The sequence below is a fragment of the Phytobacter sp. SCO41 genome, from assembly GCF_003073275.1.
In the GTDB taxonomy this organism is placed as follows: Bacteria; Pseudomonadota; Gammaproteobacteria; order Enterobacterales; family Enterobacteriaceae; genus Phytobacter; species Phytobacter diazotrophicus.
On record NZ_CP027225.1, the window covers coordinates 2459805 to 2474323 of the forward strand.

General features: G+C 52.1%; 14 protein-coding genes. 6 read left to right on the forward strand and 8 right to left on the reverse strand.

Annotated elements, in window-relative coordinates; all coding sequences use genetic code 11:
- Window positions 1-127 precede the first annotated feature (127 nt).
- Window positions 128-1393 carry a maltoporin gene (locus C5523_RS12010; RefSeq protein WP_108701177.1) on the reverse strand — a complete coding sequence of 422 codons (1266 nt, stop codon included), beginning with the start codon at window positions 1391-1393 and terminating at the stop codon, window positions 128-130.
- Window positions 1394-1661: 268 nt separating this feature from the next.
- Here C5523_RS12010 and C5523_RS12015 point away from each other — a divergent pair, with 268 nt between their 5' ends.
- The gene (locus C5523_RS12015) at window positions 1662-2735 is read left to right on the forward strand and encodes a LacI family DNA-binding transcriptional regulator (RefSeq protein WP_039078794.1); all 1074 of its coding nucleotides are present in this window, start codon (window positions 1662-1664) and stop codon (window positions 2733-2735) included.
- Between the two features lie 234 nt (window positions 2736-2969).
- Here C5523_RS12015 and C5523_RS12020 read toward each other — a convergent pair whose 3' ends face one another.
- Entirely contained in the window at window positions 2970-3692 is a 723-nt protein-coding gene (locus C5523_RS12020) for an SDR family oxidoreductase (protein WP_039078795.1), read from the reverse strand.
- 98 nt (window positions 3693-3790) lie between these two features.
- Here C5523_RS12020 and C5523_RS12025 point away from each other — a divergent pair, with 98 nt between their 5' ends.
- A complete protein-coding gene (locus C5523_RS12025) occupies window positions 3791-4693 on the forward strand; it encodes a LysR family transcriptional regulator (protein WP_108701178.1) in 903 nt (300 codons plus the stop codon).
- 304 nt (window positions 4694-4997) lie between these two features.
- The gene (locus C5523_RS12030) at window positions 4998-6416 is read left to right on the forward strand and encodes a sugar porter family MFS transporter (protein WP_108701179.1); all 1419 of its coding nucleotides are present in this window, start codon (window positions 4998-5000) and stop codon (window positions 6414-6416) included.
- Between the two features lie 116 nt (window positions 6417-6532).
- On the opposite strand, the gene C5523_RS12035 is transcribed toward C5523_RS12030, so the two are convergent.
- Window positions 6533-6769 (reverse strand): tautomerase family protein, encoded by a 237-nt coding sequence (locus C5523_RS12035; RefSeq protein WP_039078798.1) that lies wholly within the window; start codon window positions 6767-6769, stop codon window positions 6533-6535.
- 61 nt (window positions 6770-6830) lie between these two features.
- Between C5523_RS12035 and C5523_RS12040 the strand changes: the two genes are divergently transcribed.
- Complete coding sequence (locus C5523_RS12040) at window positions 6831-7289, forward strand: helix-turn-helix domain-containing protein (protein ID WP_071195487.1); 459 nt, start codon at window positions 6831-6833, stop codon at window positions 7287-7289.
- A gap of 134 nt (window positions 7290-7423) precedes the next feature.
- Here the strand turns inward: C5523_RS12040 and C5523_RS12045 are convergent, their stop codons facing one another.
- The gene (locus C5523_RS12045; RefSeq protein WP_108701180.1) at window positions 7424-8197 is read right to left on the reverse strand and encodes a helix-turn-helix transcriptional regulator; all 774 of its coding nucleotides are present in this window, start codon (window positions 8195-8197) and stop codon (window positions 7424-7426) included.
- Between the two features lie 119 nt (window positions 8198-8316).
- Between C5523_RS12045 and C5523_RS12050 the strand changes: the two genes are divergently transcribed.
- Window positions 8317-9036, forward strand: coding sequence for a type 1 glutamine amidotransferase (locus C5523_RS12050; RefSeq protein WP_108701181.1), 720 nt, complete (start codon window positions 8317-8319; stop codon window positions 9034-9036).
- A gap of 112 nt (window positions 9037-9148) precedes the next feature.
- Here C5523_RS12050 and C5523_RS12055 read toward each other — a convergent pair whose 3' ends face one another.
- The gene (locus C5523_RS12055; protein WP_108701182.1) at window positions 9149-10402 is read right to left on the reverse strand and encodes a HAMP domain-containing sensor histidine kinase; all 1254 of its coding nucleotides are present in this window, start codon (window positions 10400-10402) and stop codon (window positions 9149-9151) included.
- Window positions 10403-10424: 22 nt separating this feature from the next.
- A complete protein-coding gene (locus C5523_RS12060; RefSeq protein WP_108701183.1) occupies window positions 10425-11120 on the reverse strand; it encodes a response regulator transcription factor in 696 nt (231 codons plus the stop codon).
- Window positions 11121-11220: 100 nt separating this feature from the next.
- Between C5523_RS12060 and C5523_RS12065 the strand changes: the two genes are divergently transcribed.
- Window positions 11221-11937, forward strand: coding sequence for a phosphoethanolamine transferase domain-containing protein (locus C5523_RS12065; protein WP_071195492.1), 717 nt, complete (start codon window positions 11221-11223; stop codon window positions 11935-11937).
- 110 nt (window positions 11938-12047) lie between these two features.
- On the opposite strand, the gene codA is transcribed toward C5523_RS12065, so the two are convergent.
- Window positions 12048-13286: a cytosine deaminase gene (codA, locus tag C5523_RS12070; RefSeq protein ID WP_108701184.1), complete on the reverse strand. Its 1239-nt coding sequence runs from the start codon at window positions 13284-13286 to the stop codon at window positions 12048-12050.
- Window positions 13283-14518, reverse strand: a complete 1236-nt coding sequence (locus C5523_RS12075; RefSeq protein ID WP_039078805.1) for a PucR family transcriptional regulator ligand-binding domain-containing protein — start codon at window positions 14516-14518, stop codon at window positions 13283-13285. Before C5523_RS12075 ends, codA begins: the two co-directional genes overlap by 4 nt.
- Window position 14519: the final 1 nt, after the last annotated feature.

Genomic DNA, 14519 nt, shown 5'->3' on the forward strand with positions numbered 1-14519 from the left:
AATAAACAAAATCATCTCGCGTTATATCGCGACGGCAGCACTGGACATAACCAGGGGCTTATTTATATAAGCAACCGGTATTAACAGATGTAGCCAATTAAGCGATAACGGGAAAGAGAATGTTTATTTACCACCAGGCTTCAACCTGTACGCCAAAGTTCCAGGTGTTATTTTTGGTGCCATCTTCAAATGATTTACCATTTTCTGAATCATTTAAATAGGAAGCAAAGACACGTAGCTCAGGGCGTGACATAAATTCCGGGCCATCTGCCAGACCCACCGCGAAGGTATATTTTTCGCCGCTCTGTTTGTAATGGGTACCGTTTTTGTAGTCATCTTTCTGGTAGAAGCCGCCAACTTCACCGATCAGGCGCACGTAGTTGGTCATCTGATACTGCGCGCGGCCCACCAGTGAAACCAGACGGGTTTTGTCGGTGTATTCTGTAATATCGTTAGCAGAGCCGTAGGTCAGCACATGGTTCAGCGAGAACTTACTGGTAATCGGAATGAGGCCGGTGTTGATCACGCGGTAACCACTGGCATCGTTCACATAATGCCACATGTCGTACCAGCCGCCGCCCTGCGATACCATGTTCTGCGCCAGCCCTTTGTTGGCATATTGCAGCACCAGTTTGTTGTAGCCGCCAAACATATCCTGACTGATTTCGCCGGTCACCATCACACCGTCATCCGCTTCGTATAAGCCGCCGTACTCTTTCTGCTTTTTCGTCGGATTTGGCATCGCGTAGTCAATGCCGAACTCGGTCCAGGCGCCTGACCACGGTTTCCAGCCCGCATAGCGAACGTCGATGTAGTTGATATTTACGTCATTGTCATTATCGACGCGGTAATCAACGTCATTGGCGTCACCCCGGATCCAGGCTACCGAGACCGCGCCTGGCCCGACGCTGTAGTTTTCAATCCCCGCGCCGGAACCGGAGATATTCCAGTACTTGGTATCGATGATGTGCAGGTCGTGACGCTGGTAGTAACGCTTACCGCCCCAGATGACCGCATTAGGATCGTTGGGGATAAGCCCTTTAATTTGCAGGTTCAACTGGCGCAAGCCGAATTGCGCGTCGTCACCAATGGTGGTTTCGTTGTCGTTAGAACCGTCGGAAACCATGCTGACCATACTGTCGAGGTAAAAACTTACATCATCTTTTTTATAGACTTCTGAACCCAGTTCCAGCTCACCGTAGGTATCGGTTTCGTTACCCAGACGACCCAGTTTGTTCTTTTGCCACTCAACCTGTCCGCCATCGCCGGACACGCCTACACCGCCGCGCAGGTAACCGTGAAAGTCGATAGGGACAGATGTCGCAGCCAGCAAAGAAGTTGAAGTCAGCGCAGTGGCTAACGCAAGAGAGAGAGTGCGTAGCATAGTGTTCATATCATTCCTCTTATTGTTTTGTATTACGTTCACATAAGCAGTGTCATAAAATGCCTAAATGTAAAAACAGGCAAACTAACGATTGTGAATATGTGATTAACTGCAAATAAATCAGCGTTTTTTGTTACCGTTAGCGAATCTGTTCACAATGTTGGAGGTTGTGAGCGTCATACTTATTTTGTTAAAATGAGGCAAGGGGATGTGTGGTGAGCGTTTTTTCAGGTCGCCCCTGTTACACTTGGCGTATAACAACATAAGGAACCGGACCATGAAGTCTAAAAGTGCAACGCTGGAAGACGTAGCCCGTCATGCGGGTGTCTCCTACCAGACCGTGTCCAGGGTACTCAACAAATCTGCCAATGTATCCGAAACCACGCGTTTAAAAGTGGAGAAATCCATAGAGTTATTGCGTTATGTACCGAACCGGCTGGCGCAGCAGTTAGTGGGTAAGCAAAGCCAGACCGTCGGTCTGGTGACCACCTCGCTGGCACTCCATGCCCCTTCGCAAGTGGCGGCGGCGGTGAAACGCTACGCCAACCTCGATGGCTACCAGGTGTTGATTTCAATGATCGATGAGAACGTCAATCAAGACATTCAATCCGCCATCAACGAACTGAAATCACAACTGGTAGACAAAGTGATCATCAACGTGCCGCTGGAAACCGAAGAGGCCCAGCGCATCGCGGCTGATAACGATGACATCGTTTGCCTGTTCCTCGATGTCGATCCCTACAGTTCCGTGTTTAACGTTTCGTTTAACCCGGCTGACGGCACCCGCGCCAGCGTCAAACACCTTTATGAACTGGGCCATCGGGAGATTGCGCTACTGGCCGGGCCGGAAACCTCCGTGTCGGCCAGGCTGCGGCTCAAAAGCTGGATCGATACGCTTAACAGTTATGGACTGAAACCGGTGACTGTTTTTCATGGCACCTGGGATGCGCAAAGCGGTTACGCGGGCGCGTTACAGATGTTACGTGAAACACCGAATTTCACTGCCGTGCTGGTGGGGAACGACCAGATGGCGCTCGGCGTGCTGAGCGCCTTCCATCAACATCAGGTCGCCATTCCGGGGGAGAAATCAGTGGTGGGGTATGACGGGACCTATGAAAGTTCGTTCTTCCATCCGGCGTTGACCACCGTTTCGCTGGATCTCGATTTGCAGGGCAAGGAAGCGGTGCGTCGCCTGCTTGATAGCGGTCACGGTGATTCAGCGCGCAGTTCGTCTGTATTACCGGCAAAGCTTATCGTCCGTCATTCAACCGGGGCAGTGCAGGAGCAGGGGATTAACCTGCAGGATATCGCCCAGCAATTGCAGGAAATTGCGCATAAGTTGTGGAAGTAACGTTCAGGCGTCTACTGACGCTGAGGCGCTCCATAGCAAAAGCCCGCCGCGTTTTGCTCAATCCATATGAACAGTGCTCATACGCTATGGATTCGCAAAACGCTCTGTTTATAAAAAACAGGACTGTCAGGATGAGCCTTACGTGAATTGGGGCTCATCCACGCGTGCTCATGCCTGATCAGTCATAGGGGTGGGAAATGATAACAGACAGCTATCCGCTATCAGTCAGGCGTGTCAGTTGGCGGATGCGGTTGGTCTGATGGTGATCTCTGTTGTATCGACGCTCTCAGGGGCTTCAATGACCTGCCGCACGGCACGGGCAATATCCGCAGGTTTTAGTGCCACAGAACGGTAGACATCCATCGCAGCCCTGGTTTGCGGATGCGTAATGGTTGAGGCAAGGTCACTTTCCACAACACCTGGATTAACACAGGTCACGCGAATAGTGGGGCTTTCCTGACGTAATCCATCCGAAATCGCGCGGACCGCGAATTTCGAGGCACAATAGACGGCGGCGGTTGGTACGACAGCAAGGGCGCCGATCGAGCCAATATTGATAATCTGGCCGGAACCCTGCGCTTCCATCACGGGAAGCACAGCGCCAATGCCCCAGAGCACACCCTTGATATTGACGTCTATCATACGCTCCCATTCATCCTGTTTACCTGCGGCAAGCGGAGAAAGCGGCATGATACCCGCATTGTTGATCAGCACATCGACGCGGCCCCATTTATCCAGCGCGTCCTGCACAAAGCTTGCCATCGACAGGCGACTGGTGACATCCAGCTCTCGTGCTTGAGCAACACCGCCCGCGCCGCGTATTTCTGCGGCAATGGCTTCGATACGCTCCAGCCTGCGAGCCCCTAATAACACCTTCGCGCCTGCGTTTCCAAGCTCTCTGGCAATCCCTTCGCCAATCCCGCTTGATGCGCCGGTAATTAATATCACTTTCTGCATAGCATGCTCCTTTAGTTGAGTTCGAAACGATCATAGAACTTCACGATTGTTTCCAGTACCCTGCTTTGACTGGACTCACTGGTTAGCAATGTTAAACAATGAAAATTGATCTCAATCTCTTACCCGTATTTCTCGCCGTGGCAGAAGAGCGTAATTTCAGCGCCGCTGCTGCACGCCTGGGCGTCACCCGATCGGCGATCAGCCAGGGAATAAGGCGGCTTGAGGATGCGTTCGGCACAATGCTGGTCATGCGTACGACACGCTCAGTAACCCTGACGGAAGCAGGGGAACGGCTACGAGAATCTCTGTCATCACCGTTATCCAGTATTGACGCGGCATTCGAAGAGATAGCGTCGGACAATGTGCCGCGAGGATGTCTGCGGATTGCCGTGACCTCGATAGCCGAAGCGTTTCTTTCTGGCCCGCTGATTGCCTCGTTTGCGGCTGACAACCCTGCCGTAACGGTTGATATTGTCGTGACCGATGAAGAGTTTGATATTGTGGCTGCGGGTTATGACGCTGGCGTAAGGCTTGGAGAGGTGATCGAAAAGGATATGATTGCCGTCCCGCTTACCGGAAAGCAACGTGAAATGGCGGTTGCCTCGCCTGCGTATCTTGCAGCGCATAACGCCCCTGTGCACCCGCGTGAGTTGATTCACCATCGTTGTATCGGCTGGCGTCCTGCCAAAGATGTCGCCCCTTATCGCTGGGAATTTGAGGAGGCGGGGGAACCTTTCAATCTGGCGATTGAACCGCAGATTACGACGAACGATCTGCGCCTGATGTTGCGGCTCGCGCTGGCCGGTGGCGGGATTACGTTTGCCACGGAGGATACATTCAGACCTTTTGTTGAGAACGGGCAACTTGTCTCACTGCTGGATGATTATCTGCCTTATTTCCCGGGTTTCTATCTCTACTTTCCTCATCGCCGCAATATGGCGCCCAAACTCCGTGCCCTTGTCGACCATGTCAGGCGGTGGCGGCAGCAGGAACTGCAATAGCGGAGAACAGCGCTGAAAAGGTAGAACGCGACAGGTGGGTCAACATTCAAAATCTCACCTGGTTAATCCATATTCTGTAAATTCAAAAATCCATATTTTTTAGAGATGGTGTTTAACTTATTTTTTTAAATTAATAACTTAATTAATGTCGTCACTTTCATGTTTTTTTGTGTAATTGTAAAGTCCATCACAGAAACACAGGTTACAGCAAATTTGTCCATATTTTCGCATGTCACTCACTGACACTCTGCCCCGGTGCTGATTTACTTTCATTCGATACCTTACTTTTTTGCAGGCAGGAAAAATGGCTTCTATGAGTAGTGATTCTGTAGTGTTACCGCGCGCACTACGTGATACCCGACGCATGAATTTGTTTGTTTCTATCTCGGCTGCTGTTGCGGGGCTGTTGTTTGGTCTGGATATCGGGGTGATTGCCGGTGCATTGCCCTTTATTTCCGAGCATTTTGCGCTTTCCAGCCGTTTACAGGAGTGGGTCGTCAGCAGCATGATGCTGGGCGCAGCGCTAGGTGCGCTTTTCAACGGGTGGTTATCATTTCGTCTTGGGCGTAAATACAGCCTGATGGCGGGCGCAATACTTTTTGTCGCAGGTTCACTTGGCTCTGCTTTTGCCCACAATGTCGAGGTGTTGTTGCTCTCCCGCGTGCTGCTGGGCGTTGCGGTCGGCATTGCCTCTTACACTGCACCACTTTATCTCTCTGAAATGGCGAGCGAAAATGTGCGTGGAAAGATGATCAGCATGTACCAGTTGATGGTCACCTTAGGCATTGTGCTGGCGTTCCTTTCCGATACTGCTTTCAGCTACAGTGGCAATTGGCGAGCCATGCTCGGCGTGCTGGCGTTGCCTGCGGTTGTCCTGATTATTCTGGTCGTGTTTCTGCCCAATAGCCCACGCTGGCTGGCCCAAAAAGGGCGACACATTGAGGCGGAAGAGGTGCTGCGTATGTTGCGCGATACCTCTGAAAAGGCGCGCGATGAACTGAACGAGATCCGCGAAAGTTTGAAGCTGACGCAGGGTGGTTTCCAGTTGTTTAAAGCTAATCGTAATGTGCGTAGAGCCGTGTACCTTGGCATGCTGTTGCAGGCGATGCAGCAATTCACGGGCATGAATATTATTATGTATTACGCGCCACGCATTTTTAAAATGGCTGGATTTACAACCACTGAGCAGCAGATGATCGCCACCCTTGTGGTTGGGCTAACTTTTATGTTCGCCACTTTTATTGCGGTATTCACCGTCGATAAAGCCGGGCGTAAACCTGCGCTGAAAATCGGTTTTAGCGTGATGGCTATCGGCACGCTGATCCTCGGATACTGCCTCATGCAGTTCGATAACGGTTCGCCATCAAGCAGCCTTTCATGGCTTTCAGTCGGTATGACGATGATGTGTATTGCAGGTTATGCGATGAGCGCGGCACCGGTCGTATGGATCCTGTGCTCTGAGATCCAGCCTTTAAAATGCCGTGATTTCGGTATTACCTGTTCAACCACCACAAACTGGGTATCGAACATGATTATCGGCGCAACCTTCCTGACTCTGCTTGACGCGATTGGCGCGGCGGGTACGTTCTGGCTCTACACTGCACTCAATCTGGTTTTCATTGCATTAACGTTCTGGCTTATCCCGGAAACCAAAAATGTGACGCTGGAACATATTGAACGTCGTCTTATGACGGGTGAAAAACTGCGTAATATTGGGATGTAATTTATCGCGCGTAATTTATCCCGCGTAATTTATCCCGCATTGGTGAGCAGGAAAGCAGGTTAATAAATTAGCCTGCTTTAATCCACAACCCTCACCCATACACTATCTCTGCTAAATTATGATCGCTGCGGTGAGCCAAATTTCGCAGCAATCATTTCAGATGTGGGTTGTATTCCCCCCAGACTCCACTGTTCCGGTTCATGCTCGTCAATTCGGACCCATACCGAACGCCGAAACTCAGGATCGCCTTTTCCCTCAATTTCAACAATAAGGTCAGTCATACGACGTAGAAGTTCATTTTTTTGCTCCGGGCTCAAAATCCCTTTGATGGTTTGCACATTTACGAAGGGCATTGTATTCTCCTTAATTAGCTAGGTCTTAAAATCATACTTAGGTTAAGAGGCAAATCTACACATGTCAAAAGATAATTCATTACCGTACCTGTTACCTGAACTTTGCGGGCTTGCGGCGGCAGCGGAACTCCTTGGCGATCAATGGGTTTTGCTGATTCTAAGAGAGGCTTTTTACGGGGTGACGCGCTTTGAAACGATGCGCGCACATACAAAAATTGCAAAACAGACACTGGCAAACCGATTAAAAAAAATGACTGAACTCGGTCTGCTTTGCAAAATCCCTTATCAGGAAGAGGGGACACGTGAACGCTATGAATATGTTCTCACACCAAAAAGCCGATCGCTGGCACCGCTTCTTATTTCCCTGATGGAATGGGGGCATAAAAATATATTGCATGATGAGCCACATATTTCCTTAGTGGATAAACGTACGGGGGATGTCGTACACAGCGCATTCGTGTCAACAAAAGGTGATGTCGTTGAGGCTAAAAATTTACAGATAGTGGCTTTGAAACGTTAATTTGCCTGGTAACCTTGTCTCACTGGTTTTCAGGGCTCATTAAAAGCCCCATTTCGCATACACCTTCGGGACTGTACAGACAAGCCTGTCAGGGGGAGGGGCTGTTATGCGCGAGGGGCAGCTATTGAGCCCGATTAAGGCAAAAAATCGCGTGGTGTTGAATCCAGGATGGCGCGAAAAGCAGCGGTAAATGCAGCCGGGCATGAGAAGCCAAGCTGGTAGGCGACCTGTTTGATTGAGATGCCGTTGGCGAGAAGATCTAACGAAGCACAAATTCTGGCTCTCTGCTTCCACGTTCTAAAACTAAATCCAGTGTCTTTAATAAACAATCGCGAAAATGTACGTTCGGACATGGTAGCGGTATAAGCCAGATCGCTTAGCGATGCCTCCCAACGATGATTAACCAATAATTCTCTGGCCGCACAGGCTAATCGCTCATCATGCGGCATTGGAAGTTCCGCGGCTAAAGGGGGAGCCTCACTGAGAATCTCCAGAAGCAACAGAGCCATTTTCCGTTGGCTCGGTTTGCTGTAGTCATCACAAAAGAGTCCGGCTATCAGCTCTTTCACCAGTGCTGTAGCCGTAATCACATGCACCTGATGACTCTTCGTAAAATTCGCGCACTCTGCGATAAGGCTGCGGCTGAAATAGACGGCCCGTAGGTCTGTATGTGAAAGCAGGTTGTAACTATGGATCTGAAGAGGCGGTAGCCATAATGCACGCTGAGGCGGTATTACCCACCGGTCATTTTCTGTTTCAACCAGCATAACGCCCCTGGTGGCAAACAGCAGTTGCCCCTCAATATGATGATGAGGAGGATCTGTCTCTCCACGTTGATAACTTATCGCGGTGCTTGACCACCCTGTGGCTTCATCATGTCTTGGCGCTTTATCTATACTACCTGGCATTTCAGATTTAGCTCCTGCACTTATGATAGCGACCCTGGAACCATCCGAAGTAAAGCCTTACTGGATGGGGGAGTGATTTAATTTTCAGATTATCATAGGTATTACAGGAGCCTATCCTAATGCGAGTACACTTTATCGTACATGAAAGTTTTGAAGCACCAGGCGCATATGAAACATGGGCCAGAAGCCACGGACATGATGTGACTTTCTCACGCGTATACGCAGGGGATCTGTTGCCATCTGACGCTGAAGGCATCGATTTCCTCATCGTTATGGGCGGCCCGCAAGATCCAGCCACAACAGTCGAAGAGTGTCCGCACTTCGATTCTAAAGCCGAACAGGCGCTCATTTATTCTGCTGTTAATACCGGTAAAGTCGTTATTGGCATCTGCCTCGGCTCACAGTTGATCGGTGAAGCCCTCGGCGCATCGTTCGCGCACAGCCCTGAAAAAGAGATAGGTAAATTCCCGATCACCCTGACAGAAGCCGGTAGCAACGATGAGATGTTCTCTCACTTTGCCAGGACGCTCGAAGTCGGCCACTGGCATAACGATATGCCGGGTCTGACGCCGGATGCGAAACTCATCGCTTACAGTGAGGGATGCCCACGTCAGATCGTTTCATACTCGGATCGTGTCATTGGTTTCCAGTGCCACATGGAACTGACGCCGGATATTGTGGAACTGCTCATCGAACAGTCTGCGAAAGATCTGGACCGCGCCGCAGAATATCGCTTCGTTAATACACCAGAGGAACTTCGTGCGCACGATTACAGCGAAATGAACCAGGTGTTATTTGTCTTCCTGGATAAGCTGGAAGCACGTTACAAATCGGTTTAACCATAGAATGAAGCCCGGTGATAAACACACGTGTGGTGATCATCGAATGCTCCCTATTCAGGCCGCCTGCGCAAATTGTTTCTCGAAAGAGGATACTCAGTGATACGCAGGCTTATCTCAGGGTATCGTCTGGCGAGACACGGCGATGCATGACCAGCGTAAAAGAGCAGCCTTGTTGCGAACTGTCGACTGTCATGTGCCAGCACAGATGGTCGACAATGCGCTGAACAATCGATAATCCAAGCCCTTCGCCATGTTGAGGAGATCCAGACTGAAAGCGCTGAAAATGATGAGGCGCAATGCTGGACGGCAGCCCAGGACCGGTATCCGTGATCGTTAAGGTGGTGTCGCGTAACGTCACAAGAACTTCGCCCTCAACGGTGTACTGGCACGCATTGCGCAGCAGGTTCCATATGACGCTGCGTGCCAGTTCAGCGTTGGTCGCCAGATGGGTTTCCTGCGGCGCGTCCAGCCTGAGTTCGACTTTTTTTCGTGCCAGCCAGGGTTGGCAACGCGCCATGCACTCTTCGATTAAGGGGCGTAATGAGACATTGGCGATGGGAAGCGTATGCGGATCCCGCGAGAGTAAAAGCAGGCATGTCAGTTGACGCTCCATTTCCTGCGTGGTGCGCACGGCGCGCTCGGCGACGGGCACTAAATGGCTGTCAGCAGGCAACTGATGCACCAGCGTTTCTGCGGCACCGCCAATGATAGCCAGCGGTGTGCGTAATTCATGGCTGGCATCGCCCGCAAAACATCGCTCACGGTGCAAGAACCGCTCAAGTTCATCACTGTGTTGGGCAAATGCGCGCGCCAGCACGCCGATCTCGTCATTAGAATCCATGAAAGGTAAGGGCTTCTGGTTGCGTTGTACTGCGTTCGCCAGCCGGGTTATCGGGACGGTAACGCGCGCTGAGGTGAGGCGTCCCATCCAGAATGCGCCCAGGATGCACACCGCAATGACAAGCGGTGCGAAACCATCAATCAGCAACTCAAGCCCGGCGTAGGGTTCGCCATCCTGTAGAAAATAGAAGCGCTGTGCATTGCGTTCAAAGACCAGCAGGTGGCGGTATGCAGACGATTCCAACAGATGGTAGCCCGTTGCGTACCGGAGCAAAGCATCGGGGGCGGTTTGGGCGTCATACAGCAGGCTACCGGCGGGCAGGGTAGGCACTACGCCACTGGCAACCTCTTCTTCCAGATGCGGTGCCGCCTTGTCGAGGTTTTCTGTCATTGCCCAGGCTCTGAGCTCATCGTAGTCAAGCTGTTCGGCTACGACAAGAACCGCCATCACGGCAACCATCAGCAGGACAAACGAAACAGTAATACGCGTTTTGAGCGTCATCTGACGGTAAAGGGATTTCATGATTACTGGGCTGCCCTGGTCGTTATTCTTGAGAAACCTCGAAAGGCTTGTGCAGGCGAAAACCGATGCCATGAACGGTTTCTATCAGTGCAGGTGTGAAGTTTTTGTCAATACGCTGGCGTAAATCATGAATATGTGTGCGCAACGCACCGCTTTCCGGTGGCTCATCGCCCCAGAGCAGGTACTCCATCTCATGCTTTTTAACCACACCCGGTGCCGCACGCATCAGACACAGCAGCAACTTATGGGTGCTGGGTGTCAAATTGATGATTTGCCCCTGGCGCCATGCCTGCGGTGCGTTGGCATCCACGAGCAGATCTTCCCATTTTAGCGTCCCCTGAACTTGCCGACCCTGAGCCCGGCGGACGAGCGCCTGGATACGGGCATCCAGTTCCCTGAGAGAAAAGGGTTTAATGAGATAATCATCAGCCCCAAGCGCAAACCCCTGCACACGGTCATCAACGGGATCGCGTGCGGTCAACATCAGCACTGGCACCGGGTTTTGATAGTCGCAGCGAAGTTTGCTACAGAGTGTCATGCCATCCATACGCGGCAGCATCAGATCAAGAAGAATAGCGTCGTAGTTATTCTGCGTTGCCATACGCAGGCCTGTGACACCGTCACGCGCCTCATCCAGCACATAACCCAACGGCTCGAAAAAGTCATAGAGATTGGCAATCAGTTCGGGGTTATCTTCGATAATAAGCAGGCGAGTCATAAGAAAATTGACGTATCCATAAATGGGCCGAATACCTTAACAACTTCCTGACACGGACTTATTGATACTCAGCACATTTCTAACACGCTGAGAACAGAGCATGTTTCTTCGTCTTTCGTCGTTTCGGCTCAACCCGGTACAACTGACCTGGGTCGCAGCCCTGTTTTTTACGACCCTGGGTAATATTTCACTGTGGCAAACATTGTGGTCGCATGTTGAGTTCACCTGTTATCAGCAGGTGCTGTTCTTTATCAGCCTGCCGGTTTCCCTTTTCTGCTGCATAAACCTTTTCCTTACACCGGTAATGATGTTGCCGTATTTGCGTAAGCCTTTGTTAGCCGGGCTGGTGGTTATCAGCGCGGGTTGTACTTACGTCATGCTTCGCTACAACATACTTATCGACTACAGCCGGGTGCAGGATTTTTTTGAAGGCGCGCCGACGGCTGAACTCATCGCATCTTTCTCTCTGCCTTTGGCGCTCTGCCTGCTTTTTCTTGGTCTCTTACCTGCGGTGGTGATGATGTTTATACCGACAAAAAAAACTGGGAATCCCGCAGATACCCTTTTTTGGTGGCTGAGCCATATTCTGGTGAACCTGACGCTTCTTGCAGCAATCCTACTCGCGCTTAACAAGGACTACGCTTCTCTGCTGCGTGATAACAGACATATGAAAGATCAGGTCGTGCCGTTTAATGTTGTCACCAATACCCATCACTACCGGAAACAGAAATCTGGCGTAAAAATTCACCCTTTACGGGCCATGGCGAAAAGGGCTACCCGTATTGTTATGATGTCAGACGCAAAAGCCGATGAGTGATTATGTGGCAGGCGAGCCGCGTGATCCTTATCTGCGCGATGATGAAAACCAGCGGCTGTGGTGATGGTTATCTGGCCCGACAGATTAACCGGCCGGGCGAGGGGAAGGTGTCAGACCGGGTAGCAAATCTCTTCCGGCTGGCGCTGCATAATGACTTTACCGTGGCGAACAGAGGTCAGCACTTTGGCCTGGCGGCACACTGCATCGTAGTCATTTTTCGCATCCAGGATAAGCAGGTTCGCCGGGCGCCCTTCGGCAATGCCGTAGTTATCACCTAAGCACAGCGCACGGGCACTGTTATCGGTAATCAGATCGAGGCAGCGCTGCAAATCCTCATACCCCAGCATATGGCAAATATGCAGACCGGCATCGAGAATACGCATGATGTTGCCGTTGCCCACCGGATACCACGGATCCTGAATGGAGTCCTGCGCAAAACAGACGTTGATCCCGGCGCGGTCCAGCTCTGCCACCCGTGTTACGCCGCGACGTTTCGGCCAGGTGTCGAAGCGTCCTTGCAGGTGGATGCTTTCGGTTGGACAAGAGATAAAGTTGATGCCCGACGCTTTAAGCAGGCGGAACAGCTTCGAGCAGTAGGCGTTATCGTAAGAGCCCATGGCGCAGGTATGGCTGGCGGTGACCTGTGCGCCCATCCCACGCACCCTGGCTTCTTCCGCCAGCACTTCCAGGAAGCGTGATTGTGGGTCGTCGATTTCATCGCAATGCACATCGACCAGACAGCCATGGCGCTGGGCCAGATCCATCAAAAAGCCCAGCGAACTGACGCCTTTATCGCGGGTATTTTCGTAGTGCGGAATGCCGCCCACCACGTCGGCGCCCATCTCGATAGCGCGCGTCATCAGCTCGCGGCCACCGGGGAAGGATTCAATGCCTTCTTGCGGAAAGGCGACGATTTGCAGGTCGATAAGGTGGGCCGCCTCCTTTTTCACAGCCAGCATCGCCTCAAGCGCCGTCAGGGAAGGATCGGTCACATCAATATGGGTGCGCACGTGCTGCACGCCGTTATCGCGTAACATACCGATGGTTTTCAGCGCCCGCTGGCGCGTATCTTCAACCGTTACGCTCGCTTTGCGCTGGCTCCAGCGGGCGATACCCTCAAACAGTGTGCCGCTCATATTCCACTCCGGCTCGCCCGCGGTCAGGGTGGCATCAAGATGGATATGCGGCTCGACGAACGGCGGGATAACCAGCTTTTGTTGCGCGTCGATATCGCTGGCGTCAGCCGTCTGCACGGCGGCCTGCGGAGTGATGCTCTTGATCACGCCGTCATCTAAGTCGAGGGTATAAAGCGATTCTTTATGGCGCAGGCGTGCGTTGATAATTTTCATGAGTATTCCCGTAAATGGTTTTGTGACATACGCCAGATCGTTAACGCGACCGAGGCGTTGAGGTGGAATTGCGGATGGCTAATCGGATAGCTGGTCAGCTTTTCAATACGTTGGATGCGTTGATGTAACGTATTACGGTGAATGCCAAGCCGCCCGGCGGCTCTGACCACGTTTCCGTTCTCCTGGAGCAGTGTTTCCAGCGTCTCCATCAATAGCCACGGACTTTTGCGATCGCGTTCTATCAGGCAGCCAAGGGTGTCGTGCATAAAATCGCTCAGCAGCGCAGGGTCGCCGATGGCAGAGAGGAGCTTGATAAATCCCAGTTGTTGATAGTCGGTAATGCGCTGGGCCGGGCGCAGAGTATCGCTAAGATCCAGGGCCTGACGCGCCTGCGATAGCGCGCGCTGATAGTCCTGTAATTGCTGCACCCGAGCGGAAAGGCCACACAGTAGCGACAGCCTGTCGTCACCTTCCGCCAGCGCGAGCAGCCACTGTGCTAACCACTTTTTCTGCTGATAAAACTCACCGTCCTCATCCGGCAGCAGGAAGATAAACATATTGCTGCGCTCGACCAGCGGAAAGGGGTTCTCCTGCTGATTGAGCTGCTGCTGCAATCGCTGACGGATGGTACGTCGCGCCTGCTGTAACCAGGCCTCGGCCTGCCCGGGTGGAAACTGGCGAAACAGGTTTTGTATCCCCTCAAGACGCAATGCCACCACCCGCAGGGGACGGCTAAAATCCAGTTGTTGGTGGATAGCGCGTTGCTGCAGGATGTGCAGGTCGGGAAAATCGCCGGTTAACAGTTGCAACAGAATATCGCGCTGCGATTGCAGGGCATTTTCACTGCGCACCAGCGCGGTACCGATGCGTTCGGTGACAATCACCATCTTTAACAGATAGGGCTGTTCGATCAGCGGAATGCCCAGCTCGTCGGCCAGTGCGATCAGGCGAGGGGGGATCGCCTGAATATACGCATCGCCGGTGAGGATCACCATCCCGGCTATCCCGCGCTGTTTGCCTTCCATCAGTAAATGGATCAGGTTGTCTTCATCGCGGGGATGGTTGATGCCGGTGATAAAGACCAGCTCCCCGCCCATGATCCATTCGGCGATATTTTCATTTTCCGCCACGTAGTACCAGCGAACCGCCAGTTGCAGCCCCTGTTTACCGGCACGCAGGCGCATGGGGGAGAGTTCCTCCAGGGCGAGGATTTCGCTGACCGTCAGGCTCATA

What these genes read in the sequence shown, in the direction of transcription:
- C5523_RS12010 (WP_108701177.1), bottom strand. Translation starts at nt 1,393, where the DNA reads ATGAACACTATGCTACGCACTCTCTCTCTTGCGTTAGCCACTGCGCTG.
- C5523_RS12015 (WP_039078794.1), top strand. Translation starts at nt 1,662, where the DNA reads ATGAAGTCTAAAAGTGCAACGCTGGAAGACGTAGCCCGTCATGCGGGT.
- C5523_RS12020 (WP_039078795.1), bottom strand. Translation starts at nt 3,692, where the DNA reads ATGCAGAAAGTGATATTAATTACCGGCGCATCAAGCGGGATTGGCGAA.
- C5523_RS12025 (WP_108701178.1), top strand. Translation starts at nt 3,791, where the DNA reads ATGAAAATTGATCTCAATCTCTTACCCGTATTTCTCGCCGTGGCAGAA.
- C5523_RS12030 (WP_108701179.1), top strand. Translation starts at nt 4,998, where the DNA reads ATGGCTTCTATGAGTAGTGATTCTGTAGTGTTACCGCGCGCACTACGT.
- C5523_RS12035 (WP_039078798.1), bottom strand. Translation starts at nt 6,769, where the DNA reads ATGCCCTTCGTAAATGTGCAAACCATCAAAGGGATTTTGAGCCCGGAG.
- C5523_RS12040 (WP_071195487.1), top strand. Translation starts at nt 6,831, where the DNA reads ATGTCAAAAGATAATTCATTACCGTACCTGTTACCTGAACTTTGCGGG.
- C5523_RS12045 (WP_108701180.1), bottom strand. Translation starts at nt 8,197, where the DNA reads ATGCCAGGTAGTATAGATAAAGCGCCAAGACATGATGAAGCCACAGGG.
- C5523_RS12050 (WP_108701181.1), top strand. Translation starts at nt 8,317, where the DNA reads ATGCGAGTACACTTTATCGTACATGAAAGTTTTGAAGCACCAGGCGCA.
- C5523_RS12055 (WP_108701182.1), bottom strand. Translation starts at nt 10,402, where the DNA reads ATGAAATCCCTTTACCGTCAGATGACGCTCAAAACGCGTATTACTGTT.
- C5523_RS12060 (WP_108701183.1), bottom strand. Translation starts at nt 11,120, where the DNA reads ATGACTCGCCTGCTTATTATCGAAGATAACCCCGAACTGATTGCCAAT.
- C5523_RS12065 (WP_071195492.1), top strand. Translation starts at nt 11,221, where the DNA reads ATGTTTCTTCGTCTTTCGTCGTTTCGGCTCAACCCGGTACAACTGACC.
- codA (WP_108701184.1), bottom strand. Translation starts at nt 13,286, where the DNA reads ATGAAAATTATCAACGCACGCCTGCGCCATAAAGAATCGCTTTATACC.
- C5523_RS12075 (WP_039078805.1), bottom strand. Translation starts at nt 14,518, where the DNA reads ATGAGCCTGACGGTCAGCGAAATCCTCGCCCTGGAGGAACTCTCCCCC.